The organism is Eubacterium sp. 1001713B170207_170306_E7, assembly GCF_015547515.1.
Lineage (GTDB): Bacteria > Bacillota > Clostridia > Eubacteriales > Eubacteriaceae > Eubacterium.
The window spans coordinates 1-22,622 of sequence record NZ_JADMVE010000010.1; the positions used below are offsets into that span (position 1 = coordinate 1).

General features: G+C 49.0%; 28 protein-coding genes and 2 pseudogenes. 13 read left to right on the forward strand and 17 right to left on the reverse strand.

Annotated elements, in window-relative coordinates; all coding sequences use genetic code 11:
- Positions 1–78 precede the first annotated feature (78 nt).
- The 7 genes from I2B62_RS18455 (at position 79) to I2B62_RS18485 (ending at position 3,159) form a co-directional block, all read left to right on the forward strand.
- Entirely contained in the window at positions 79–471 is a 393-nt protein-coding gene (locus I2B62_RS18455) for a hypothetical protein (protein ID WP_195270507.1), read from the forward strand.
- Entirely contained in the window at positions 438–1,073 is a 636-nt protein-coding gene (locus I2B62_RS18460; protein WP_347707838.1) for a restriction endonuclease subunit S, read from the forward strand. The genes I2B62_RS18455 and I2B62_RS18460 overlap by 34 nt, the downstream gene beginning before the upstream one ends.
- Positions 1,073–1,273, forward strand: coding sequence for a hypothetical protein (locus I2B62_RS18465; RefSeq protein ID WP_195270508.1), 201 nt, complete (start codon positions 1,073–1,075; stop codon positions 1,271–1,273). Before I2B62_RS18460 ends, I2B62_RS18465 begins: the two co-directional genes overlap by 1 nt.
- Before the next feature lie 11 nt (positions 1,274–1,284).
- Positions 1,285–1,860 (forward strand): sigma-70 family RNA polymerase sigma factor, encoded by a 576-nt coding sequence (locus tag I2B62_RS18470; RefSeq protein ID WP_195270509.1) that lies wholly within the window; start codon positions 1,285–1,287, stop codon positions 1,858–1,860.
- Between the two features lie 206 nt (positions 1,861–2,066).
- Entirely contained in the window at positions 2,067–2,300 is a 234-nt protein-coding gene (locus I2B62_RS18475; protein WP_195270510.1) for a hypothetical protein, read from the forward strand.
- 14 nt (positions 2,301–2,314) lie between these two features.
- Positions 2,315–2,542: a DUF2922 domain-containing protein gene (locus I2B62_RS18480; protein ID WP_195270511.1), complete on the forward strand. Its 228-nt coding sequence runs from the start codon at positions 2,315–2,317 to the stop codon at positions 2,540–2,542.
- A gap of 173 nt (positions 2,543–2,715) precedes the next feature.
- Positions 2,716–3,159 (forward strand): D-Ala-D-Ala carboxypeptidase family metallohydrolase, encoded by a 444-nt coding sequence (locus I2B62_RS18485; protein ID WP_243259612.1) that lies wholly within the window; start codon positions 2,716–2,718, stop codon positions 3,157–3,159.
- Between the two features lie 39 nt (positions 3,160–3,198).
- Here the strand turns inward: I2B62_RS18485 and I2B62_RS18490 are convergent, their stop codons facing one another.
- Both I2B62_RS18490 and I2B62_RS18495 read right to left on the reverse strand, forming a co-directional pair.
- Positions 3,199–3,603, reverse strand: coding sequence for a HepT-like ribonuclease domain-containing protein (locus I2B62_RS18490; RefSeq protein WP_195270512.1), 405 nt, complete (start codon positions 3,601–3,603; stop codon positions 3,199–3,201).
- Positions 3,587–3,886, reverse strand: coding sequence for a nucleotidyltransferase family protein (locus I2B62_RS18495; protein WP_195270513.1), 300 nt, complete (start codon positions 3,884–3,886; stop codon positions 3,587–3,589). Before I2B62_RS18495 ends, I2B62_RS18490 begins: the two co-directional genes overlap by 17 nt.
- Positions 3,887–4,038: 152 nt before the next feature.
- On the opposite strand from I2B62_RS18495, the gene I2B62_RS18500 reads away from it, so the two are divergent.
- Together I2B62_RS18500 and guaA are read left to right on the forward strand one after the other, a co-directional pair.
- The gene (locus I2B62_RS18500; protein ID WP_195270514.1) at positions 4,039–5,907 is read left to right on the forward strand and encodes a lectin like domain-containing protein; all 1,869 of its coding nucleotides are present in this window, start codon (positions 4,039–4,041) and stop codon (positions 5,905–5,907) included.
- Positions 5,908–6,003: 96 nt separating this feature from the next.
- Positions 6,004–7,311 carry a glutamine-hydrolyzing GMP synthase gene (gene guaA, locus I2B62_RS18505; protein ID WP_195270515.1) on the forward strand — a complete coding sequence of 436 codons (1,308 nt, stop codon included), beginning with the start codon at positions 6,004–6,006 and terminating at the stop codon, positions 7,309–7,311.
- A gap of 80 nt (positions 7,312–7,391) precedes the next feature.
- On the opposite strand, the gene I2B62_RS18510 is transcribed toward guaA, so the two are convergent.
- The 5 genes from I2B62_RS18510 to I2B62_RS18530 all read right to left on the reverse strand — a co-directional run bounded on the left by I2B62_RS18510 (position 7,392) and on the right by I2B62_RS18530 (position 10,350).
- The gene (locus I2B62_RS18510; RefSeq protein WP_195270516.1) at positions 7,392–8,576 is read right to left on the reverse strand and encodes a site-specific integrase; all 1,185 of its coding nucleotides are present in this window, start codon (positions 8,574–8,576) and stop codon (positions 7,392–7,394) included.
- A gap of 35 nt (positions 8,577–8,611) precedes the next feature.
- Positions 8,612–8,806: a DUF3173 domain-containing protein gene (locus tag I2B62_RS18515; RefSeq protein WP_195270517.1), complete on the reverse strand. Its 195-nt coding sequence runs from the start codon at positions 8,804–8,806 to the stop codon at positions 8,612–8,614.
- A gap of 515 nt (positions 8,807–9,321) precedes the next feature.
- Positions 9,322–9,582, reverse strand: coding sequence for a helix-turn-helix domain-containing protein (locus tag I2B62_RS18520; protein WP_195270518.1), 261 nt, complete (start codon positions 9,580–9,582; stop codon positions 9,322–9,324).
- Positions 9,575–10,000 (reverse strand): sigma-70 family RNA polymerase sigma factor, encoded by a 426-nt coding sequence (locus I2B62_RS18525; protein WP_195270519.1) that lies wholly within the window; start codon positions 9,998–10,000, stop codon positions 9,575–9,577. Before I2B62_RS18525 ends, I2B62_RS18520 begins: the two co-directional genes overlap by 8 nt.
- Positions 9,997–10,350: a hypothetical protein gene (locus I2B62_RS18530; RefSeq protein ID WP_195270520.1), complete on the reverse strand. Its 354-nt coding sequence runs from the start codon at positions 10,348–10,350 to the stop codon at positions 9,997–9,999. Before I2B62_RS18530 ends, I2B62_RS18525 begins: the two co-directional genes overlap by 4 nt.
- Positions 10,351–10,594: 244 nt before the next feature.
- Here I2B62_RS18530 and I2B62_RS18535 point away from each other — a divergent pair, with 244 nt between their 5' ends.
- The 3 genes from I2B62_RS18535 (at position 10,595) to I2B62_RS18545 (ending at position 12,965) form a co-directional block, all read left to right on the forward strand.
- Positions 10,595–10,951 carry a helix-turn-helix transcriptional regulator gene (locus I2B62_RS18535; RefSeq protein ID WP_347707839.1) on the forward strand — a complete coding sequence of 119 codons (357 nt, stop codon included), beginning with the start codon at positions 10,595–10,597 and terminating at the stop codon, positions 10,949–10,951.
- A 377-nt stretch (positions 10,952–11,328) separates the two neighbouring features.
- Positions 11,329–11,658, forward strand: a complete 330-nt coding sequence (gene mobC, locus I2B62_RS18540; protein ID WP_195270521.1) for a plasmid mobilization relaxosome protein MobC — start codon at positions 11,329–11,331, stop codon at positions 11,656–11,658.
- Positions 11,619–12,965: a relaxase/mobilization nuclease domain-containing protein gene (locus I2B62_RS18545; RefSeq protein ID WP_195270522.1), complete on the forward strand. Its 1,347-nt coding sequence runs from the start codon at positions 11,619–11,621 to the stop codon at positions 12,963–12,965. The genes mobC and I2B62_RS18545 overlap by 40 nt, the downstream gene beginning before the upstream one ends.
- 156 nt (positions 12,966–13,121) lie before the next feature.
- Here the strand turns inward: I2B62_RS18545 and I2B62_RS20580 are convergent, their stop codons facing one another.
- A complete protein-coding gene (locus I2B62_RS20580) occupies positions 13,122–13,631 on the reverse strand; it encodes a winged helix-turn-helix domain-containing protein (RefSeq protein WP_347707840.1) in 510 nt (169 codons plus the stop codon).
- Positions 13,585–14,727 carry an acyl-CoA dehydrogenase family protein gene (locus I2B62_RS18555; protein ID WP_195270523.1) on the reverse strand — a complete coding sequence of 381 codons (1,143 nt, stop codon included), beginning with the start codon at positions 14,725–14,727 and terminating at the stop codon, positions 13,585–13,587. Before I2B62_RS18555 ends, I2B62_RS20580 begins: the two co-directional genes overlap by 47 nt.
- 235 nt (positions 14,728–14,962) lie before the next feature.
- Between I2B62_RS18555 and I2B62_RS18560 the strand changes: the two genes are divergently transcribed.
- The gene (locus tag I2B62_RS18560) at positions 14,963–15,859 is read left to right on the forward strand and encodes a LysR family transcriptional regulator (protein WP_195270524.1); all 897 of its coding nucleotides are present in this window, start codon (positions 14,963–14,965) and stop codon (positions 15,857–15,859) included.
- Positions 15,860–15,948: 89 nt separating this feature from the next.
- On the opposite strand, the gene I2B62_RS18565 is transcribed toward I2B62_RS18560, so the two are convergent.
- From I2B62_RS18565 to I2B62_RS18600, 8 genes and pseudogenes are all read right to left on the reverse strand, one after another.
- Complete coding sequence (locus I2B62_RS18565) at positions 15,949–16,155, reverse strand: transposon-transfer assisting family protein (protein ID WP_195270525.1); 207 nt, start codon at positions 16,153–16,155, stop codon at positions 15,949–15,951.
- A gap of 3 nt (positions 16,156–16,158) precedes the next feature.
- The gene (locus I2B62_RS18570) at positions 16,159–16,863 is read right to left on the reverse strand and encodes a hypothetical protein (RefSeq protein WP_195270526.1); all 705 of its coding nucleotides are present in this window, start codon (positions 16,861–16,863) and stop codon (positions 16,159–16,161) included.
- A 4-nt stretch (positions 16,864–16,867) separates the two neighbouring features.
- Positions 16,868–17,167 (reverse strand): annotated as a pseudogene (locus tag I2B62_RS20820) (DUF4316 domain-containing protein); the annotation flags it as partial.
- Positions 17,168–17,668: 501 nt separating this feature from the next.
- Positions 17,669–19,123: pseudogene (locus I2B62_RS20825) on the reverse strand (antirestriction protein ArdA); the annotation flags it as partial.
- Between the two features lie 173 nt (positions 19,124–19,296).
- On the reverse strand, positions 19,297–21,390 hold the full coding sequence (locus tag I2B62_RS18585; protein WP_195270527.1) for a DNA topoisomerase 3: 2,094 nt from the start codon (positions 21,388–21,390) through the stop codon (positions 19,297–19,299).
- A gap of 15 nt (positions 21,391–21,405) precedes the next feature.
- A complete protein-coding gene (locus tag I2B62_RS18590; RefSeq protein ID WP_195270528.1) occupies positions 21,406–21,597 on the reverse strand; it encodes a hypothetical protein in 192 nt (63 codons plus the stop codon).
- A complete protein-coding gene (locus tag I2B62_RS18595) occupies positions 21,594–22,361 on the reverse strand; it encodes a DUF4366 domain-containing protein (protein ID WP_195270529.1) in 768 nt (255 codons plus the stop codon). Before I2B62_RS18595 ends, I2B62_RS18590 begins: the two co-directional genes overlap by 4 nt.
- Positions 22,351–22,605 carry a DUF4315 family protein gene (locus I2B62_RS18600; RefSeq protein ID WP_195270530.1) on the reverse strand — a complete coding sequence of 85 codons (255 nt, stop codon included), beginning with the start codon at positions 22,603–22,605 and terminating at the stop codon, positions 22,351–22,353. Before I2B62_RS18600 ends, I2B62_RS18595 begins: the two co-directional genes overlap by 11 nt.
- Positions 22,606–22,622 lie beyond the last annotated feature (17 nt).

Sequence of the window (22,622 nt, forward strand, 5' to 3'; positions counted from 1 at the left end):
GATAGAACCATCAGCAGACGTGAGAACAACAAAACGCCGCTGAAATAAAATCATTTTATTTTACAGGAGGTTTACAAGATGAATGAAACCAAAAGAGACTGGACGGATCGGCTGGCAGCCGGAAATCCGCTGGGGTGTATTAAATGCGCCCTGGAAATGGGGCAGGAGGTTCCGCTGACCTTTTACCGTGCCTTTTGCGAGGACTGCTGCAAAAATCAGCGTCCGATGGAAATGAATGACGGGCTGAGGGCCTTTCAGGCAATGGACCTCTGCGAACAGGAGCAAAATCTGGAAAGCCTGAAAAAGCGCATCGACGGCCTGCTGAAGCAGTACGAGAAATCGCTGTGCATTTACGGCGAGCGGGTGCGGGAGGGCATGAACCTGATCGGCTTGTCCGATGCGCTGGGCGACGCCATCCGCCAGGGGGATATCAAGCTGTGGCTGAACGGCAGAAACGGCGGTGTGCGGTGAACTACCTGACTGAGCTGCTGGCGTTTTACCGGTGGCTGGAGACCAGCGGCCTGAATCCGCTGCTCCAGTCCTTCTGGCATCTGCTTATGTTTTTTAACAACAAGGCCGCTGTCCGGAGCGAGGACGGACAGTGGTACTGGCCGGCTGCTTTCAAGGCGCCCAACAGCGAAATCTGCCGCTTTCTGGGGCTGAACAGCCGCTTTCAGGTCAACGCCCAGCGCAAGCACCTGATCCGTCACGACCGCATTGACTATACACCGCACGTGGGCCAGCACGCTGGAGATTACCGGCTAAAGCCCTTTGATACCGGGCTCTGCGAGGTGGAGATCCGCGTGATGGACACCGGGCAGAAACGGCTGGTGTGGACGCAGGGCGTCACCCGGGCGGCACGCCCGGCCGCACCGTTCATAAATAATGTAAATCCTAAACAGTGTGAGCTATATGGTTCTATTCCTGAGGCGCAGCCGGTCTCCCACGGCTTTAATCTGCTGCCCCCGCTCACCGAGTCCGAGAAGGCCGCCATCGCGGCACTGTATCCGGAGGATGAGGTGGCGTGCTTTAACGCCATGTGGGCAGCGCGGGAGAGAAAGGCAGGATTGTGATGAGACGTTATGGTATCGGGCCGGCGCTGCGGCTGAGGCCCAGGGAATACAGGGTGGAGGCCGAGTGCCGGGTGCAGGTGGGCTTTTATGCCCGGAGCCCGGAGGAGGCTGAGGATTTGTTTTACGCGTACAGCGGGGCTGTGGAGGACCGGTTTCCGGAAATGGTTCTTGAGGTTACAGCGGTTTATGAGGATAACTGAGGAGGCAGGAAATGGAATATAATGAGATCGACACACTGGCCATAAAGGCGCAGCAGGGGGATTCGTGCGCGGCGGCGCTTCTGGAGCGCTGCTTCCGGCCGCTGATGCTGTCCGCGGCCAGCTATGGAAAAACAGAAAATTACAGCTTTGAGGACAGCCTGCAGGACGCCCGCCTGGCCTTTCTGGAGGGAATTCAGGCCTATGACCAGGCCGCCGGTGCTGGCTTCGCGGCCTTTATCAAGCCCTATGTGTACCAGAAGGGGCAGAACCGGCGGCGTAAATGCCTGCGCCGCCTGGTGCGCGACGTGCCGGCAGAAACCCGGGTGGGAGACGAGGACGGCGAGACGCTGATCGATCGGCTGGCAGATCCTGCCGCCGAGATTGAGGCCGGTTATGTGCGCAGGGAGGAGCACGCGCGTCTGGCAAAGGCCCTCGAGGAGCTGACCCCGGAGGAGCGGGCGCTGTTAAAGGCAGTCTACGGGCAGAACCAGTCCATCCGGAGGGTCTCCCAGCACATGGGGGTGGGCTATAGCACCCTTCAGTACCGCCACAGCCGGATCCTTAAAAAGCTGAAGCGTCAGCTGTAAAAAATATAAAAGGCTTTGGTCAAAAGGGTACCCAGAGACAACTTACAGGTATAAGGCAAAAACAGCGGCAGCCCAGCCAGAGAACAAGAGGAGGTGCGCGATGACCGGCCACTAGCGAAGTTTAAAAAAAGAAGCATGAAAAGACCACCGTTTTATCAAGGCAGCGCTGCCGCGAAAGCCTTAAAAAATAAATTGGAGGTTGAAAAATGGCATATGAGCGTGTAAAGCAGAAAAACCAATTGCAGCTTATCCTGAATTACGGGGAGTTTGAGGGAAAAATTAAGAAGAAAACAAAGAGCTATCCCGACCTCGGCCTTGATGAGGCCATCGTCACCCCAGAGGCAGTGGTGCTTACCGGCAAGGCCATCGGCAAGCTGATAACACCCATTGTAACAGACAGCAACAACGTTATGACTTACCAGAACATTGAAACAGCATAAAGGAGGAAATGTAAATGGAAACAACAAGTACCAAAGCGCTGGAACTGGATTTTCTGATGAAAAACGGCGACAGCATGACCCTGAGCCTTCCGGATTATCTGGACGATCTGACCCAGGAGCAGATTGAGGCTTCGGCCCAGACCATCATTGACCAGAATATTTTCCAGCCATCGGGCGTAGGACTGGAGAAGCTGGCAGGATACCAGTTTGTGGATAAAACCGTGCGTAAGGTGGAATTATAAAACTGCCGAAGCGCGGCTGGCCGGGGTGCTTTAAAAAGCCCCTGGCCTTTTGGCTGGTCGCCACCTGGTCGGTTACAGGGCTGGTCTTTGCGGCGGGGATAAACCCGCCCGGCAAAGAACCGGCCGGGCTGGAGGGAACGGCGGCACCGGAAATAACAGAGCCCGCGCCCACGTTGTCTCCGGAGCCGGAGAACCCGCAGCCTGCAGAACCGGCGCAGGAGGAGAGACTTGTCATTGAGCATCCCCTGCCGCCTGATCCCATCATCACCGACGGGCCCTGGGCCACCGCCCACTTTTTGATGGCGGAATATGCCTGCGACTGTGACGGCTACTGCGACGGCTGGCCAGCCGACATGGCTCTGGAGCTTCTGGAGCGGGTAGAGGCCCTGCGCTGTGCCCTTGACCGCCCGGTGATCATCACCTCCGGCGTGCGGTGTGAGGCGCGCAACGCCGAAGTGGGCGGTATCCCCAATTCCTGGCACTGCTCCGGCCATGCCGCCGACCTGTACTGCCCCGGCGTGCCCTATACCGAGGTCGCCCGTGTGGCCCGAACCCTGGGCCTCGGCGTGATCGAGTACCCGGGACAGGCCTTTGACCATGTGGAGATCTGGAATTAGATAAAGCCCCAAGGCGTTAATGCTTTGGGGCTTTTTAGCTTATGCATTATCTTCGGAGAGATCCTGGTCATGCAAGGCTTCCTGATTTAAAGCTTTATTTTGGGCCAGAATGCTTTCACAAAAGTCTTTCAGTTCTGGTATATTGTAATTTATTGTATTCCAAATAGTAAGGACGTCAATGTTTCCGTAGTCATGAGCAAAGATGTTACGGATCCCCCGGATCTGTTTCCAGGGGATGTCTGAATATAGGTTTTTAAAATCATCTGTTAAATATTTACTAAGCTCTCCGATTTGCAGAATACACATGCAAGTGGCATTCTGGTATATTTTATCGGCCTGAAAGCTGTCAAAATTATTGCCAAAACGTTGTAGTGTTTCGTCAATCTGATAGCAGTATTTTAAAATATGATCAATAATGTCGATGTTTCTATTTTTTGTGCTCATAAATTAACACCTGGTCTTTTAAAATTTCGTTTTTTACATTTTCATACAGTCCGCCCTCTGTTACGACATCGACGGAAACCCCAAGCCGGTTTTTTAAATCCAGGCGAAGACCGGAGAGTTCAAAAAGACCAATTTTTGTGCCTTGAATATCGACCTTTAAATCAACGTCGCTGTCTGTTTTTTCTTCACCCCGTGCATAAGAGCCAAAAAGATATACCCGGGGAATTCCGTATTTTTGGGCAATCGGCGCGACTTCTTTTTGAATTTTTTCAATGTTCAGCATGAGACTCTCCTTTCAAAAATGCGTTGTTATACGTGCGTATATTATTATTGTAACGTATTTTGATTAAAAATGCTATAAAAGGCAGCCTTAAATCCATTTGACCATGAATAAAAAATACAGTATGATTAAATCAAAAATAAGCGGAGGATGAGATGGTGAAAAACAGAAAACAGCATGTGTTTAAACGGGCAGTGGGCATTACGGCGGCTGTGCTTATGGTGGGCTTTGGACTGGTATCCCCTGTGTACGCCGAAACGCAGGAGCATGCACAGCCAGGACTGGACCAGTCCTGTTACAATTTCAGGTATTCAGAAAACGCCGGGGACAGCCTGCCCGCAGCTTATGATCTGCGGTCCCTTGGACGGAGCACCGGCGTAAAGAATCAAAATCCCTGGTCCTCCTGCTGGGCTTTCAGCGGTCTGTCGGCCATTGAGTCTAATGTGCTCACCCAGCAGAAAAAAGAAGGGGTACAGGCCGCCGCGGAGCCGGACTATTCCGAGCGGCACCTGTCCTATTTTGCCTACCGCCTGGCAGATGCTGAAGGGGTGAATAATGGCGCGGAGGGTACGGCCCAGGCGAGCGGACGCTATTTTATGGATCTGGGCGGTACCCGGGAGCTGCTGACCGGAACCCTGAGCACCTGGTGCGGTGTTGACACTGAAGCGGATGTGCCCTATGAGGGCACCCCCTATGAGTGGTATCCGACTGAGAATCCAAAGGACATGAACTGGGAGGTGCCGGTCGATAAATTTTTCAACGCCTCGGTCCATCTCCAGGACGCCGATTTCCTGCCCGGAACCGCCACCTTTACCGATGCCGAAAAGCAAAACTTCGCCTATGATGAAAATGCGGAGAAAGCCATCAAGGAAAGTCTGATAAAAAACGGCGAGGTTCAGGTGTACTTTGCCGCGGGCCAGAGCACCCCTCAGGAGACAGAAGCAGCGGCAGCGGGCGCAGTGGACGCTGAAAAGAAAGACGACGCGGAGTTTAACCCGGTCTACACCGCGCCCAACCACCTCGTGTCCATTGTGGGCTGGGATGATGGATATTCAGCCGGGAACTTTGAAGAAATCCCAGAGGGCGATGGCGCCTGGATTGTCAAGAACAGCTGGGGCAGCGGCTGGGGAAATGACGGGTATTTCTATCTGTCCTACTATGACCGGAGCGTGCAGTCCTTTACCGCCTATCAGGTGGATATCCCCACGGAGGACGGGCGGTTTTCCTATGACCACAACTATCAGTATGATTTTCTGGGAGTGAAATCCTACGCCCCGCTGGGGCTTCAGGCGCAGGCCGCTGAGGTCTCCAATGTGTTTACAGCGGCTGGAAAGGAAACCCTCAAAGCCGTTTCCGCGGTCAGTATCACCCCGGGCTCAACGGTTCATACACGCGTGTATAAAAATTTAAAGGATATAAACGATCCGGCGAGCGGTACGCTGGCCGTGGATCAGACCGACACGGTAAAATATGGCGGCTACCATACCCTCTCTCTGGCCCAGGCCGCGGCTCTGGAGCCGGGCGAGACCTTTTCCGTTATTCAGGAAATCGCAGGCAGCGACGGGTATTACTGGCCCATTGAGGCCGGGACGGATAATTATGATTTCTACGGCATGGACGGTGCCTTTCACTGCATTGCAAAGGCCGATGCGAGGCAGAGCTTTATCAGAAAAGCCGGCGAGGACTGGCAGGATGTCACAAGCCTGCCGGAGGATACGGTTTATCTGTATGATGAGGCTGTCACCCGAAACTACGGCAATGTCATGATCAAGGCCTTTACCAGTGATTCAGCCGACGAACCCGTAACCCCGGAGGTTGATCCGCAGCCCAATGAGGGTACGGAAGAACCGGATCAGAATATTCAGGAATCAGGAGCAGATATGGCCGGAGCGTCCGAAGCGGCTGAAAATACGCAGACGGGCATCGAAGGGTCACACCGGACCACGACCTTTATCCTTGTGGGCGTGCTGGTGGTGGTCGCTGTCCTGATCGCGGCTTTGTATCTCAGAAGACGGAAAAAATAGACTGGCGGCACAGGACCGTTGTGCTTGCGGGCATCCATTCTCCTGTGATAAAATAAGAGAATGATCTTTTACGAAATAAATTGAGGAGTGTAAAACATGAAACAAGACATGATTGTTATTTTAGACTTGGGAAATACCGAAAACACCACCCTGGCCAGAGCGATCCGCAGCCTGGGCGTATACAGTGAAATTTATCCGCATGATATCACAAAAGCAGAGCTGGAAGCCCTGCCCAATGTCAAGGGGATTATCGTAAACGGCGGCCCCAACAACGTGGTTGACGGCAAAAAAATAGACGTGGGCCCGTGGGTCTACGAAGCAGACTGCCCGGTGCTGGCCGTAGACCACGCTCCGGCCAAAGGTGCCAATACACTGGAAAAATGGCCTGAAGATGAAGGCAAATTAAAGGGCATTCTGGAAGAATTTGCGCTGGTGCAGTGCAAAGCAGAAAAAAACTGGAACATGAAAAATTTTATCGCCGACCAGGTCGAGCTCATCAAACGCCAGGTGGGCGACCGTAAGGTTCTGCTGGCCCTGTCCGGCGGGGTCGACAGCTCCGTTGTCGCTGCGCTTCTCATCAAAGCCATCGGAAAACAGCTAGTCTGTGTCCATGTCAATCACGGCCTCATGCGTAAAGGCGAATCCGAAAGCGTGGTCGAGGTCTTTAGAAATCAGCTGGACGCCAATCTCGTCTATGTGGATGCCGCCGAACGCTTTTTAACCAAGCTGGCCGATGTGGCCGACCCGGAAGAAAAACGCAAAATCATCGGCGCAGAATTTATCCGCGTCTTTGAGGAAGAAGCCCGTAAGCTGGAAGGCATCGACTTCCTGGGACAGGGAACCATCTACCCGGATATCGTGGAAAGTGGCACCAAAACCGCCAAAATGGTCAAATCCCACCACAATGTCGGCGGTCTGCCCGAGGATTTACAGTTTGAGCTGGTCGAACCCGTCCGCCAGCTGTTCAAGGACGAAGTGCGTGCCTGCGGCACTGAGCTCGGCCTGCCAGACGATATGGTATACCGCCAGCCATTCCCAGGTCCGGGACTTGGTGTCCGCTGCTTAGGCGCCATCACCCGTGACCGCCTCGAAGCCGTCCGGGAATCCGACGCCATCCTGAGAGAAGAATTTGCCAATGCCGGACTGGATAAAAAAGTATGGCAGTATTTTACCGTTGTCCCAGACTTTAAATCCGTCGGTGTCCGCGATAACGCCAGAAGCTTCGAATATCCGGTCATTCTCCGTGCCATCAACACCGTTGACGCCATGACCGCCACCATCGAAGAAATTGACTGGCCCATCCTCCAGAAAATCACCCACCGGATTTTGAACGAGGTGAAGAACGTTAACCGCGTGTGCTATGATTTGAGTCCTAAGCCTTGTGCTACGATTGAGTTTGAATAGTTGGAGCAGAGCCGCAGAGCCTTATTTTTCAAGGGTCTTGCGGCTTTTCCCTTTTCCCATTGCATTATGATTGCATTTTTCTATTCAACCTCTCTGTGATAGATAGCTGTGTGCTGATTGCTTGTGTAATCTGCAACGCTGTGTGAAGCAGGGGTATAAGTAAGAATACCTGTCAATTTTTTCGCAACTTCAAGATTGGTGTTGGGATATAAATGTCCGTATGTTCCCAGTGTGGTCTGTATCTTTTCATGTCCCAGCCGTTCCTTGATAAGTAACGGGTTTTCTCCCATGCTGATAAGCAGGGAAGCGTGGGAATGGCGCAACGCATGAATTTTGATACGGTGTACGCCTGCAAGTCCAGCAAGTTTTTCTAATGCCCGTGGGAGCGTGTGCTTGCTGGTGGGAATACTGTTATAGCTTAGAACAAGGTCACAATTCTTTAATACCTTTTTCTGAACCGCCTGCCATGCTTTTAACTCATTCAGAGTGTCAGTGTCAACGTAAATGGTGCGGACACTTGCCCTTGTTTTTGGCTCAACGAATTTGTAATCGTCCATTGATTTATAGTACAGGGTTTTGGTAATGCTGATAAGACCTGTTTCAAAATCAATGTCAGCCCATTGCAGGGCGGCGGCTTCGCCAATCCTCATGCCTGTCATAAATAACAGCCAAAAGGAAATGAAAAGGTAATGTTCGTAGTAATCGCCCTTATAGAGCAGGGAAATCACTTTCTGAAATTCTTCCAGTGTCCAGAAGTCAACCTTTGTCTTTTTGCTTTTGATGTTGCCTATCATTCTTGACGGGTTTTTCTTTGCAAGTCCCAGAACAACAGCACGGTCAAAGGCGATTGAAAGCATACCCTGTACAATACGGATATAATTCGGGCTAAATTCTTTCGCAAGCTCTAACTGCCAGTTCTGAACATGGATAGGCTCTATCTTGTCCGTTGCCATTTTGTAAAAATACGCAAAGTGCTTTTGTATGGTGGAACGGCGGTTGAGATAAGTGCTTTCCTTTACCTGCGTTTTGTACCACGGGAGATAAGTGTCCTCAATAAATGTCTGAAAAGAAATAGTTTCCTTTTTCTCGGTCAGCTCTGCCGTGGAAGTTAAAATCAGCTTGGAATATTCTTCCCGTGCTTCTTTTTTGGTCTTATAACCGCTTTTATATTTTTGTATTTGTTTTCCAGTAATCGGATTGTAACCCAGATTTGCCCTAAAGTAATAGGTTCCATTATCCGCTTTTTTAATAGGGTCTTTTGCCATGATTTCACTCCTTACATGATATGCAAGAAGTACAATCAATCTTGTCTATCCGGGATTTTGATTCCCAGCAATTCTTCTACGGCTTCTTTTGGCACTCTGTCCAGTTTCCTTGACTGGTAATAGGTGTGTCCTCTGGAAATCATAAGTTTTTTTGTTTCTCTTATAATGTCTGCCGCAAATGAAGTCCCATATCCCAGTGCGATTAAGTCACTCTTTGTTACAGTAACCATTATCCTCCTTTCCGTAGACAGGATAGGGTATCTCAATATCTTGTCTACGATCATAACAGATTTTCAGCAAAAAAGCTCTATAAAAATGATTGTTTCCTGCATTTTTTTAATGGGCTTTCGGACGGCTTGGAAGCTCCACGGGACTTGCACCCCTCCCATTCCTATGGGTAGCCGTATCATACGGGTGTATCATTATACCAATATACAGGTCATGGCGGCGGCAGTTTCCACCTGCCGCCAGCGGTTCACTGATAAACTCGCTCGCTCCTTTCGGGGTCATGGCGTATCAGCCCGCAGGCTCGCCGTATATTGAACGTGTCCGATTGCCCTATACTGCGGAGAGCCGCTTTCTTTGTCAAAGTGCAGGGGCTTGTCAGCCCGCAAAAACATACCGGGTCGATATGCTTTTGTGGGGTGGCAAGAAGCAACGGGCAGTATGCCCTTATGCTCGAAAGAAAAGCCCACGCCGGGGAAGTGAAAAGGGGGAAAGTCTATTCCCCTTTGCGGGCGGTTCTTTAGGCTACTTTAAAAGCAAGGATTTTTGTAATCAGCTTGGTTTCCAGCCTGCGCCGCAGTTCCTCGTCCACGCACAAATGCGGGTTGCCTGCTTCGTCATACATGGTGCGGGTTGACAACTTGGCGATATAACCCTCATAGTGGTTTAACACTGTGTTGATAGCGTCCACGTTGCCGGAAACTGCCGCCACAATGACAGGGTAAGGAAGCAAGCCTTTACTGCCCTGTGTGGCTGGCTTTTGTGTCAATGTCTTATTCATCAGCTTTTTCCTCCATAAATTTTTTTAATGCCTGCAAAGAGCTTGTCCGGCGGTAGGCTACCGTCCGGCGCACAAGGTTCAACTGCTCTGCAATCTCCGGGTCTGTCATTCCCAGAAAATAGGACAGCAATATGATTTCCTGTCTGTCCTGCGGCAGGGTTTTGAGTGCTTCGGCTAACAGCTCGTTTGTAATGGCTACTTCAAAGCCCATGACTTCAAAAAGGTATGTATCTTCAAAATATCTGTCCCATACGGCGAACTGTTCCAATGCTTCCTCGGACAGCTCTGAAAGAGAAATTTCATGCTCCCTGCGGTACTGCAAATGCTTGTAGTAATCACGGGATTCATTCTTCAATAACCGTTTGCAAAAGCTGTCAAAGGTCTGCTGGTTGTATTCTTCCTGCGAATTAGGTTTCACGTTCTCACCTCCTTTCGCTGTCCGCAAAAGGCGGGTGTCTTTCCCCTTTCCGCCACTAACACGATTGGAAAGCTGTGGCAGGCAAATTCCCCGAAAGAAATTTGAAAAAAATATAAAAAAGCCCGACTAAAGCAAGGCAATAGTCGGGTGTGTGAAATAGCATATCCAGTTGTAAGATTTCTGTATTCGCCCTGTCCGCCGGAAACTGCCGCAGACAGGGCAAATACTTCTTTTACGGTAAACTTTGTGATACGAATATCCGGGCAGAAAAAAAGCACGGCTGATACCTCCATGTGTACCGCCGTGCTGAAAGGAAAAAGATTCCGTGGGAGTAATTTTGTCGCTGTCATACGGCGGCGTTATTGCTCCCTGCCGCTGTTGGCAGGAATAGAAAAAGGGCTGTTCCTTTTTCAATGGAAAATCTTACCGTCCTAAAATCTTTTCTTTCTCACGTCTGTATCTGGTATTCATCATGTTTTGCATTAAAATCCGACAGCTTCCGCATAATAGGATTTGAAAAAGTACATAATAAGATATGTGTAATCGTTTAGAAAAGGGGTGGTGTCTTGTAAAATGACATTGGGAGATATGACTATGTACAATGAAGAAAAGTATGATTTCAGAGCAATAGGAAAAGCGATTAAAGAAGCACGGGAAAGCCGGGGCATTACACGGGAAAAGCTGGGGGAAATGTTTGACCTTGCGCCCCGTTATATCATGTCCATAGAGAACAAGGGACAGCACCCCAGTTTTCAAGTGTTCTATGAGCTTGCGTCCTTTTTCCATATATCCGTAGACCAGTTTTTCTTTCCAGAGAAAACGCCGGAGAAAACCAGCCGCCGCCGCAGGGTGGACAGTCTGCTTGACGGATTGGACGATACGGAGCTTATCGTTATGGAAGCCACGGCGAAAGGGATATTGGAAGCAAAAGAAACAAAGAAAAATGAGTAAGCCGCTGTTATGGGAAATCAGCCTGTAACAGCGGTTTTTTCATGCCGCCAGATAGCAGAAGCAGACAACAGCCGCAAGGGTAAACTGTACGGGCAAAGAACGCCCGCCCTTGCCCCTGCTGTCTGTTTCCGCTTATGGGGTAATCAAGAGGGAAGCCGTGGAATAATCGGCTTCCCTCTTATCTTTTTTATTTTGGTGCTGTACTTGCCTGTCTGTGGTTTTGAATCGTGTTAAGGAGGAAAGAGGAAGAATAGCAAGCATAGGGAATGAGTACCCATTCCCGTAAAATCCCCTTTTCCTACCCTGTGGGGAAACGTGGATTTTGCTTGTTGGGAAGTGTCCCAAACCCCCTTGAAAATGCGAAAGGAATGGAAGAAATGGCAGAGAGAAAAAGGGATATTCAAGTCAAATTTTATGTGACGGAGCAGGAACGGCTTTTGATTGAGGAAAAAATGAAACTGCTGTCAACGGACAATCTGGGGGCGTATCTTCGGAAAATGGCAGTGGACGGCTATATCATTCAAGTGGACTATTCTGCTATCAAGGAGCAGACCGCAGAAATACAGAAAATCGGCGTAAACGTAAACCAGATAGCAAAGCGGGTCAATACCACCGGGAACGTATATGAACAGGACTTAAAAGAGATAAAGGGGGCATTAGAAAAGATATGGCAGTTACAAAGATACACCCTATCAAAACTACGCTGAAAAAAGCGGTTGACTATATCTGCAATCCCGAAAAAACAGACGAAAAGATTTTGATTTCCTCCTTTGGCTGTTCCTATGAAACGGCAGATATTGAGTTCGGTTTTACACTCTCGCAGGCACGGGAGAAAGGGGACAATCTGGCACATCATTTGATACAATCCTTTGCGCCCGGAGAGGTGGGTTATGAGGAAGCCCACCGGATAGGGAAAGAGCTGGCGGATAAGGTGCTGGGCGGCAAGTATGAATATGTGCTTACCACCCATATAGACAAGGGACATATCCATAATCACATCATGTTTTGTGCCGTGGATTTCGTAACACACCACAAGTACATTTCTAATAAGCGGAGCTATTACCAGATACGGAATGAAAGTGACCGTCTGTGCCGGGAGCATGGTTTATCGGTTGTCACGCCGGGGGAAAACAAAGGAAAGAAATATGCAGAGTGGGACGCTGAACGGAAAGGCACAAGCTGGAAAGCAAAGCTGAAAGCCGCCATTGACAGCACTATCCCGCAGGCAAAAGATTTTGAAGATTTCCTGCGGCTCATGGAAGCGGCGGGCTATGAGATAAAGCAGGGAAAATATATCTCATTCCGTGCCGCCGGACAGGAGCGGTTCACACGCTCTAAGACGCTGGGGGAAGCCTATGACGTGGAAGCCCTCAAAGAACGGATTGCCGGAACGTACAGGGCAAAGCCGAAAGCATTACGGCAGGAAAAGGACGGTGTTTCACTGCTGATTGATATTGAGAACAGTATCAAGGCGGCGCAGAGCCGGGGATATGAACAATGGGCGAAAATCCACAATCTGAAGCAGGCGGCAAAGACCATGAATTTCCTTACGGAGCATAACATTTCAGAGTACGGGCAGTTGCAGGCGGTTCTTTCAGAAGTCCATGCGGAGAGCGAACAGACCGCCGCCACCTTAAAGGAGCTGGAAAGGCGGCTTTCGGATATGTCCCTGCTGATGAAAAATATATCTGCCTACCAAAAGACAAAGCCCGTCTATGCGGAGTACCGGAAAGCAAAGAATAAAGAGAAATTCTGGCAAGAGCATGAAAGCAGTCTGATTATCTATGAAGCCGCCGCTAAGACGTTGCAGGCGGCGAGGAACGGGGGCAGGCTTCCGAACTTCAAGAAACTGCTGGCAGAGTACAAGGAGCTTGCCGATCAGAAAGATAAGCTGTATCTGGAATATGGGAAACTGAAAAAGAAAGTGAAGCAATATGACATGATTAAGCAGAATGTGGACGGTATTCTGAAACAGGAAAAACAGTCCAATAAGAACCGTGAAACAGAAAGGTAAAACGGACAATTAGAGGTGCTGAATAAGCCTGTTTTAAAGGTATTTTCGGGGTGCTTTGAGGGACAGGTGGGAACTTCCAGTACCCCCCTTAAAAAGCGGCTTTTATCTGTCCGCAGACACAAAAAAAGATACCGGGAAATGACAATCCGCAGATTATTATTTCCCGGTAATCTCCATATCAAATTTGTAGCCAACGCCTAACACGGTTTTTATGTAGGTAGGGTTCTTACTGTCCGGCTCAATCTTTCTTCGCAGATTATAAACAGTATTCACAACGCTGGAATGGCAGGTATCACTGTCTATGTGCCAGACGGCTTCAAAAATCTGTTCCTGTGTGAATACCCTACCGGGACTGGAAGCCAGATAGCAGAGCGTTCCATATTCAAGACGGGTAAGGTTTATATCCTCCCCGTCCCGAAGTACCCGGCGTTGATGTAGCCTAATTTCCAGTCCCGGATAGGATAACACGGGGTAGGAAACAGGCTGAACTATTTTCAATTCTATTTTTTCTGCTAAAATGGAAAATATTGCGTTGATTGCCTGTTCCTCGCTGTCCTCGTAAGTTAAGATTGCTATTTTTCCTATATTGTTATCCTCCTGCACGGTCTGCTTTAGTAGTCTATTTAATTCCCATATAAGAGGAAATAACCATTCTCTGAACCTCACTTGTTCCCTCGTAAATTTCAGTAATTTTTGCGTCACGCATTAAACGCTCAAAAGGAAAATCCCTTGAATATCCGTCATAGCCTGCAAGTTGCGAACAACGACGTGTCACATTTGTAGCTGCTTCTGCTGCATATAATTTACCCATAGCAGCAAGATGTGAAAAAGGCTCGTGATCCTGCTTTGCCTGTGCCGCACGATATACCAGTAAACGGGCTGCGTCAACTCTTGTCTGCATATCGGCAAGCTCAAACTGTGTAAACTGATATTGTGAAATTCTTTGTTCTCCCTGCATATGTTCTGTAACATATTTTTTACAATGGTCTATTGCGCCCTGTGCGATACCTAATGCCTGTGCAGCAACACCGATACGTCCGCCGTCTAATGTCATAAGAGCCATCTTGAATCCTTTTCCTAATTCCCCTAATAAATTCTCTTTGGGAATTTTACAGTCCGTAAATACTAATTCGTATGTGGCAGAACCACGAATACCCATTTTCTTTTCTTTTGTTCCAAAAGTAAAGCCGGGAGTACCCTTTTCTACGATAAAGCCGGAAATACCCCTGCTTCGTTGGCTTTTATCTGTCATTGCCGTAACAAAGTAAGTATCTGCATAAAAACCATTTGTAATAAAGATTTTTGAACCGTTTAACAGCCAATAATCGCCCATATCAACAGCAGTTGTTTGTTGGTTTCCTAAGTCGCTTCCTGCGGATGGTTCTGTTACTGCAAATGCGCCTAATTTTTCTCCTTTTAAAAGCGGCACAAGATATTTCTGTTTTTGTTCCTCTGTGCCAAACTCTGAAATTGGAAAAGAACCTAAAGAGTGGTGGTCAGATAACATAACGGACGTAGTAGAACAATGTTTTGCCAATTCCTCAATTACGGCAATATAAGCAAGATAAGAATGTCCTGCACCGCCGTACTCTTTCGGGTAGCAAATTCCCATCATGCCTAATTCGGCTAATCTTTTTCTGTTTTCTTCTGGGAAACGTTCCTGCTCATCAATTTCCGCCGCCAACGGTGCAGCTTCATTTACTCCAAATTCGTGAATAAGGTCAATTACTTTCTGCTCTTCCTCGCTAAACTTAAAATTCATGGTTATTCCTCCTCGTATAATTTATTTATAAAAACAAAATGTTTTATTTTTGATTTGCAAAACCTAACTCCAAACCTTTCATTTTTATCGCGTATGTTAATTCCTGCTTGTCCATAAACTACCTTGCCTTTCTTCTATCTTTGTTTTATAATAGCACTGAAAATACTATAAGAAAATTGAATGTTTTCGTTTTCTTAATTCGACAAATTGAATGTATTAGAAAGGGGCATTGATTATGAATACAAAAAGCCTTTTAACTTTTAAGACAATTCTTGAAACAGGCAGCTTTCAAAAAGCAGCAGATAAGTTAAGTTATACGCAATCGACAGTAACATTTCAAATGAAGCAGCTTGAAGAAGAATTGTCTATAAAGTTGTTTGAAAAGATAGGCAGGAAAATGGAACTAACACAAGCAGGAAAAGATATACTTCCGCATATTGAGACGATTTTACAGATAACGGAACAAATCAATAATTATGGCAAAAGTTTAGCTGAAATTACTGGTGTTTTAAGGGTTGCAGTTCCAGATTCCATTTTGATATATAGTATGCAGCCATTTATACAATCATTTTTACATGAAGCTCCGGGTGTTCAGCTTGTTATCAATTCTTTGCAGTCTAGTGAAGTCAATCAAGCTGTCATGGACGGTACAGCCGATATAGGTGTGAATTGTGAAAAAGACAGTTATCCAGACACAATTATTCATAAAAAACTTGGTACATATAGGGCACTTCTTGTCGCTTCTCCTTTTGTGAACACCAGTTTACTTGATTTTATCACACCGCACCAACGCAAACCCTTTAGTCTGATCTGTAATGAGCCGGACGGCTTTTATCAGTTGGAAATGAATAAATACCTTGCGAAAAAAGATATTGTTCTCAATCCGTACATGAAAGTACAAAGTATTGAAGCGGTCAAAAGATGTGTGATGAATAATTTAGGAATTGCGGTTGTTCCCAGTTATTCTGTTGTAGAAGAATTGAAAAACGGTTCTTTAATGCCGATTAAAACAGAACTTGATGAAAAAATATATAATTCTATTTATCTCTATCACAAAAACAAATGGATAAGCCCACAAATGCAACTAGCATTGAATTTAATAAAAGAGTTTATAGGTATAGATAGCGTATAAAGTAAAAAAATGCCGGGGAATGCTAATCCGCAGACTGTCATTCCCCAGCGTTTCATTTAATTCATATCTTCAGCACAAAAAAATTATTATTACGCTTCATCAGCAGCGCATATCGCAAGCCCTGTATATTCAACCGCCGTCATGTGTTCCACTTTTTCAATGGTTCGGGCGGCAAGCTCCCTCATTTCTTCGTCCATAAAGGGCAGCGCAGCCTTCATACCGACAATCGCCCCCTGTCTGCTCCCGGTGTTGTAAATGCTTAAAAGGTTCATTTCCTCAAAAGTGAATGTATTCATTTGTCATACCTCCAATTCTTTGTTTTTACTCTTTACCGCCTGCTTTTTCGGGGCGGTTTTTACGGCTTCTTTATCCTTTGCAAGCTGTTTCCGCAGAGAGGGCTTATGCTTCCTGCCAGACAGCTTTTCGATATGCTCCTTGATATTGCCGCTGTCAAAGTGATCTCTGTGGTACTGTTCGTCCCAGAGAACACCACGCAGGGCGGCGGGGTCTTTGGGCTGTGCTTCAAAGCGCAGGAATTTCCCTAAGTCCGGGTCAGCGTTCCCGGAAATACGCTGTCCGGCTTCCTGTGTCCGTTCCCCATGTTCATATATCAGCTTGGTATCTCCGGCGGGCAGGGAAACGTCCTTGACGTGCTGGTAGTGCTTCTGATAGTCCAGCTCATAGAGGTTTCCGGTTACTTTTCCCCGTTCCATGCCTGTTACTTCCACTGCATAGGCAAGTATCTTGTCCCTTGTCTGTTCGGCATAGAAACAAAAGGTATTATGTTCCCGTGTGTCCCGGATAAAGGTGTCACGCTCCCGTAAGCACCATGTCCCGGCAGTGCGGCATAACCAGAGGTGTTTTTTATCCTCCGGGTTCTGGCTCTTTGCCGCTTCTTTGAGGGTTTCCACATCAATATCAAAATCGGACTGAAAATGCTCCGTATGGGTCTGCATGATAGCTTTTAAGGATTTTAAAATGTCCACGTTCTCAAATTTCTGCATGGGGTCAGCTCCTTTCTAAGTCCGTCTTTTTTGCTCTGACAGGCTGTTTCTTTGGGGCGGCTTTTGCCTTTTCCTTATCCTCTTTAAGCTGTTTGCGGATAGAGGGCTTGCGCTCCGTTTTCTGTCCCCCAGTCTTGGCGGCGGTTCTGTCATTCTTGACAGCTTCGGCAAGGTCTACAAGGGAAATAGTTTCTCCGGCTTTTACCTTTGCTTCCAGCTCGTCAACCGTGGGAGTGTTGTTCATCACACCGTCTATCATGTTTAAATTCTGCTCCGTGGATTTCTCGGCGGTTTCCAAAGGATTAAGCTGGCAAAGTTCCGTCATACGTTCTTTTAAACTGGATAAATCCGAGCTGATAGCGGCTATATCAACAAGGGATTTCAGCTCTGCATAGCTTTCTGGTATTTCCCCAGACAGCTTTTGCAGGCGTTTCAAGGTGGTGTTGTAAGTGGCAATTCCGGCTGTTTTATTGGGGTCAGCGGCAGACACTTTTTTCTCCAAATCCAGCAGGTAGGCGGTTGCTTTCTGTAAATCAAAATCTGGCTGTTTTTTTGGGGTGCTTTTGGCTTTCTTGGGCTGTCCCGGCTGTGGTTCTTTGGCAGGGACAGCTTCTTTTACCTGCTCCTGTTCCTTTGTCAGTTCTGCAAAGTTCTTGTTTATGTCTTTAATCAGCCCGGAAGCGGTACTGCGGATCACTTCAAGGGACGCTTTCAGTTCGGACAGTTCCCGCCCACTGCTCCATGAAGCAACATAACCAAAGGAATAATCAGATGTATCAAGCCCGTAATGCTGGCATACGGCATAGGCGATACTTTCCGCCTGCACTTCACGGGTGCGGCTGTCTGGGCGGTCTGCCTGCTGTTCCTTTGGGGCGTTTAAATCTACATCATGTAACTTTGCATGGGCGATTTCATGTATCAGCGTTTTAAGGTTCTGCAATTCGCTCATGCCCTCGTCAATGGCAATCCGTTTTTCTGCTAAGTGATAGTAACCGTGTGCGCTTCCCTCGATTGCTTCAAAGCCTACCGGAACAGGGGAAGCCTGTTCCACTGCCTTGAAAAATTCCTTGTATTGCTCCACGTCCCCGGTCAGCTCGTTCACGCCGATAGTGGGAAGCTCTTTTCCCTCGGTCTGGGACACATCAAAGACTGATACCACCTTAAACGCCGGGACGGTTATTTCCACTTCCTCCGTGATTGCTTTCCCGCTCCTGTCTTTGACGGGCTTCTGGGTCTTGGGGTCGATTTTCTCCATTTCTTTTTTCACTTTGAACGGGGACGGGGCTATGACTTTGATACCCTTTGCCCCTTTTACCACCTGTCTGCCAAACATATTTTTCCATGAGTTATATCCGGCTACAAGGGTAGCGTCCGGCTTCTGCATGGCAATCAACAGTGTATTGTTCACGCTGTAATTATGGAACTTTGACATAACATTCAGATATTCCTTAAAGCGGTCACTGTCAAACAATTCCTGTATGCCCTGTTCCAGCTTATCCGTAATTTCTTTCATTTTCTCGGCAGGCTTATCTGCCTTTAATTCAAGGGGGCGGCTGGGGTTTGCCGCCGTAACGGTCTGGGGCTTTGGGACAAAGGCAGGGGCGGCTTCCCTTTCGATTTTCTCCGGGTCGGGATGCTCCGGTTCTGGGAAGCTCAATACCCGGTATTTGCCCGGTATTTTCTGCTGTTCATAGCGGCTTTTCCATTCGTCCCCGGTGGCAAGGATATATCCCTGCTCTGTGAAATGCCCCTGTTCGTAAGCGGCGGCGTTTCTGCCAAAGGCTTCCTTGTCAATCCCGCCTTTCCATTCCTCCGGCATTTGCACCATGCCGCTGTCATTCAAGTAGTAGTCCCCTAAATCCTTGTAGTCCAAAATGCCGGGAATAAAAACATAGCAGTCCGTATTCGCCGGATAGTCTAAAAACCGTTTCAAGTCCTGCGGGCAGAAGCCGCTTTCACATACGGCATTGAGCTTTTCAAGCTGTACCGGGTCAAGGGTGTCAAGCTGTGCCGCAAGGAAATTTAAGGTGTCAAAGTCCGGTTCTTTCAAGAGGTCAAGGGGGATAGATACTTTCTTTGTGTCTGTTACAAAATGCCCGTGCAGGCGGAAGTCCTGCGGGTTGGCGGCGGTAATGTTCAGCGTTTTCATGGCTTCGTGTAGCTGGTCTTTGGTGGCGGGCAGGTCAAGCCATACGCCCGCCGGATTTCCCTTTTCAAATTCCGTCCGGTTCTGTATCCATGCGGAAAAATGTTCACTCATAACGTATCGCTCCTTTCATGGTCTGATAAAGTTTCAAGAGGGTAAAACCCTCTAAAGAGAAAGAGGGTTTGGGACACTTCCCAACAAGCAAAAATCCCCATATCTCCGCAGGGCGGGAATGGGGATTTTTACGGGATTGGGTACTCAATCCCTATGCTTGCTATTCTTCTGGTCTATTTCTTTGGCTTGGGTTTTGGTTTCTTTGGAAACTCCATTTTGTAATTGACGTATTTTTCCCCGGTATCAGCTAACAGAATGTCAGCGTCATAGGTTTTTCCGGTCTTTTCCGAATAAAGCCCTTTCATGCTTACCCTCCCTTTAGACAGCAGGGCGGCGGCTGTCTTTGCCGTCAGCGTGGTTTTCCGGCTTTCAAAGAAACGGTCATTCTTCCACATGGCAAACTGGCACTCCCGGTTACTGCAATAGAAATTCTTCTTGCCCTCATAGACCGGAGAGCCGCAACGGGGGCATTTGCCGATTTCCGCCCGTTCCGGGGCGAACAGGGCTTTGTTTTCGTCAGATACGGCGGCGTGGCTCTTTACCAGCTCCGCCGCCATAGCTTCAATGCCCTGCATGAAGTCTTCCGGGTCGGCTTCGCCCTTTGCAATCCTTGTCAGCTCGTTTTCCCATTCAGCCGTGAGCTTCGGGGAAGTCAGCATATCCGGCAGAATGGAAATAAGATTCCTGCCGTCTTTGGTAGGGATAAGCTGTTTCTTCCGGCGTTCCGCAAAGCCCGCCTGCACCAGCTTTTCCAGCACTGCCGCACGGGTAGCGGGCGTGCCTAGACCTTTGCGTTCTGCGTCCCCGGTAATGTCCCCGCTTCCTGCCCGTTCCATAGCGGAAAGCAGGGTATCTTCGGTATAGGCTTTCGGGGGCTTCGTGTCATGCTCCGTCAGCTTGGCAGTGACGGGAAAGGTCTGCCCCTCGTTAAGCTCCGGCAGGGATTTTTCCGGTTCTTTTCTGTCCTCCGGCTGTTCCTTTAAGGAAGCACGGAAGCGGCGTTCCAGCTCCTTAAAGCCCTGTGTTCGGACGGTCTTTCCCTTTGCCGTGAACGTCATGCCGCAGCAGGTAAGGGAAGCAGTCACGGCTTCATAGCGGTAAGGCGGGGCAACGGCAGAAAGCAGTTTTGCCGCTGTCAGAAGCAGGATATTCCTTTCGCTTTCCGGCAGGGTAGAGAGGTCGGTTTTTACCGCTTCGGCGGTGGGGATAATGGCGTGGTGGTCGGACACTTTCCGGCTGTCTAAGATACGGGAATAGTCCGGGGCAAGGTCAACGCCCTTTGCAAAGTCCAGTCTGTCAAAAAGCCCCGATACCAGATGTTCCGCAGTGGGGAGCATATCGTCCGTTAAGTATTGGCTGTCGGTTCTGGGATAAGTGCAGAGCTTCTTTTCATAGAGTGATTGGGTATAATCAAGGGTCTGCTTGGCGGTGTAGCCGTAGAGCCGGTTGGCTTCCCTTTGCAGGGTGGTAAGGTCAAAGAGCCGGGGCGGGTTCTCGGTCTTTTCTTCCCGGACTATGGAAGTGAGGACAGCGGCTTCCCCGCCACAATCTGCCCGGAGCTTTTCGGCTTCCTCTTTTTCTGTGCAGGGCGGGCTTACGGCTTCCAGACCGCCGCCCTCGATATGCACCACATAATATTTGTGCGTTTCAAAGTTCTGGATAGCGTTGTCACGCTCCACCAAAAGGGAAAGGGTCGGGGTCTGTACCCGTCCCACATTCAAGGTGTGGTTGTAGAGGACGGAAAAAAGCCGGGTCGCATTGATACCGATAAGCCAGTCCGCCTTTGCACGGCAGAGAGCCGATTGGTACAGCGGGTCATAGCTGTGTCCGTCCTTTAAGTCGGCAAAGCCTTTTCTGATTGCGCTTTCCTCCATACTGCTGATCCACAAGCGGCGGAACGGTTTTTCACACCCGGCTTTCTCATAGACAAAGCGGAAAATGAGTTCCCCCTCACGCCCAGCGTCCGTGGCGCATACAAGCTCTGTCACGTCCTTTCGGTGCATAAGGGTTTTCAGTGTGTCAAAGGGTTCTTTCTTGTCCGGGGCAATAACGGTTTCCCATGTTTCCGGCAGGATAGGTAAATCTTCATACCGCCATTTTTTATAGTCCCCATAATGGGAAGCGTCCGCCAGTCCTGCAAGGTGTCCCACGCACCAGCTCACAAGGTAGCCGTTCCCCTCCATGTAGCCGTCCTTTCGTTCATCAGCTCCGATAACGGCGGCGATACTCATAGCCACGCTGGGCTTTTCTGCGATTACTAACTGCATAAAATTCCTCCTTTTCTAGCGTTCCGGCTCGGTGTTTTCCTGCTTCTGTATCTTCTTGATACAGTACCCCACACAAGGGGCTATCCCCTTGTAAGGGCAGGCTTCGCAAGCCGGGGAATGGGAAACGGGCGGCTTCTCCTTATGCCGCCCGTTCCGGGGTCTTTGGGTCATCATTTTTTCAAAGGGGCTGTCTGTAAACCATGTCATAGGGTGTCCCCCGTTTCGTCCTCCGTATCATCAGCGGGAAGCTCGGTAGTGTCCCCGTCCATGCTGTCAGTTTCTTCGGTGTCCGGTTCTTCCTCCGGCTCGGCTTCCGGTTCTTCGTCCTCGTCCTCAAAGTCAAAGTCAGCAAATTCCGGGGCGGCTGTCTTTGTGTTCTTGGGTTTTAAAAACTTGAAGTAATAGAACGCCCCGCCGCCTGCAAGGACTGTTATCAGAAAGAGAAGAAGCATACTCTTGGTTTTTCCCGTGTCCTTTTCCTGCTCCGGCTGTGGTTCTGCTTCCGGCTCTGCTTTTTTGCCGTTGCAGGCTGTCCGGTTGTTCTTGCAGACCGGGCAGGTTTCATTGACGTTCCCGGCTTCGCATTTTTCTGTGCAGGTGCAGGTCACAACGGTAGTTTCCGGTTCGGCTGTTTTCCCGTCCTCTATCAGTGCCATAAGGTCGGTTTCGTCCACTTTGTTGAGGAAATGCACGGTGTTTTCCCCCTCGGCGGCACGGTCAATGAGGATATAAAAGTAATTCCCGGCTTTGGTGGTTACGGTTATGAGCTGTTTGTTTTCCCCGTAAATATCATCAACAATGGTGGCGTTGCCCTCCGGGGTCAGCGGTGCGCTGGGTTCGGGTGCTTCTTCTATGGCAGGCGTTTCTTCGGCGGGTTCACTGCTCTGTGCATAGGCTGTCACGGAAAAGCCGCCCAAAAGCATAAGGGCGGCGGTCAGTGCGGTAAGGCTTTTTAAGATTTTATTCTTCATTTTCGGTGTCCTCCTGTCTGGAAAAATAAGTGTTTGTTGCGGCTGGCTCGGCGGTGGCCGTCTGCTTTCCTAAGAAAGCGGACAGCTCCGCCGGGGTCATGCGTAACGCCCGCACCATTTGTACGATTTGCAGGTTTTCAACCTCTGTTTTCTGGGCTTCCAGCTCTCTAAGCCTGCCCTGCTGTCTGGAAATGGCTTCTTTGGTCTTGGCAATTTCCGCTTCAATGCGTTCCAATTTCATCATGTAAAAACTCCTTTCCT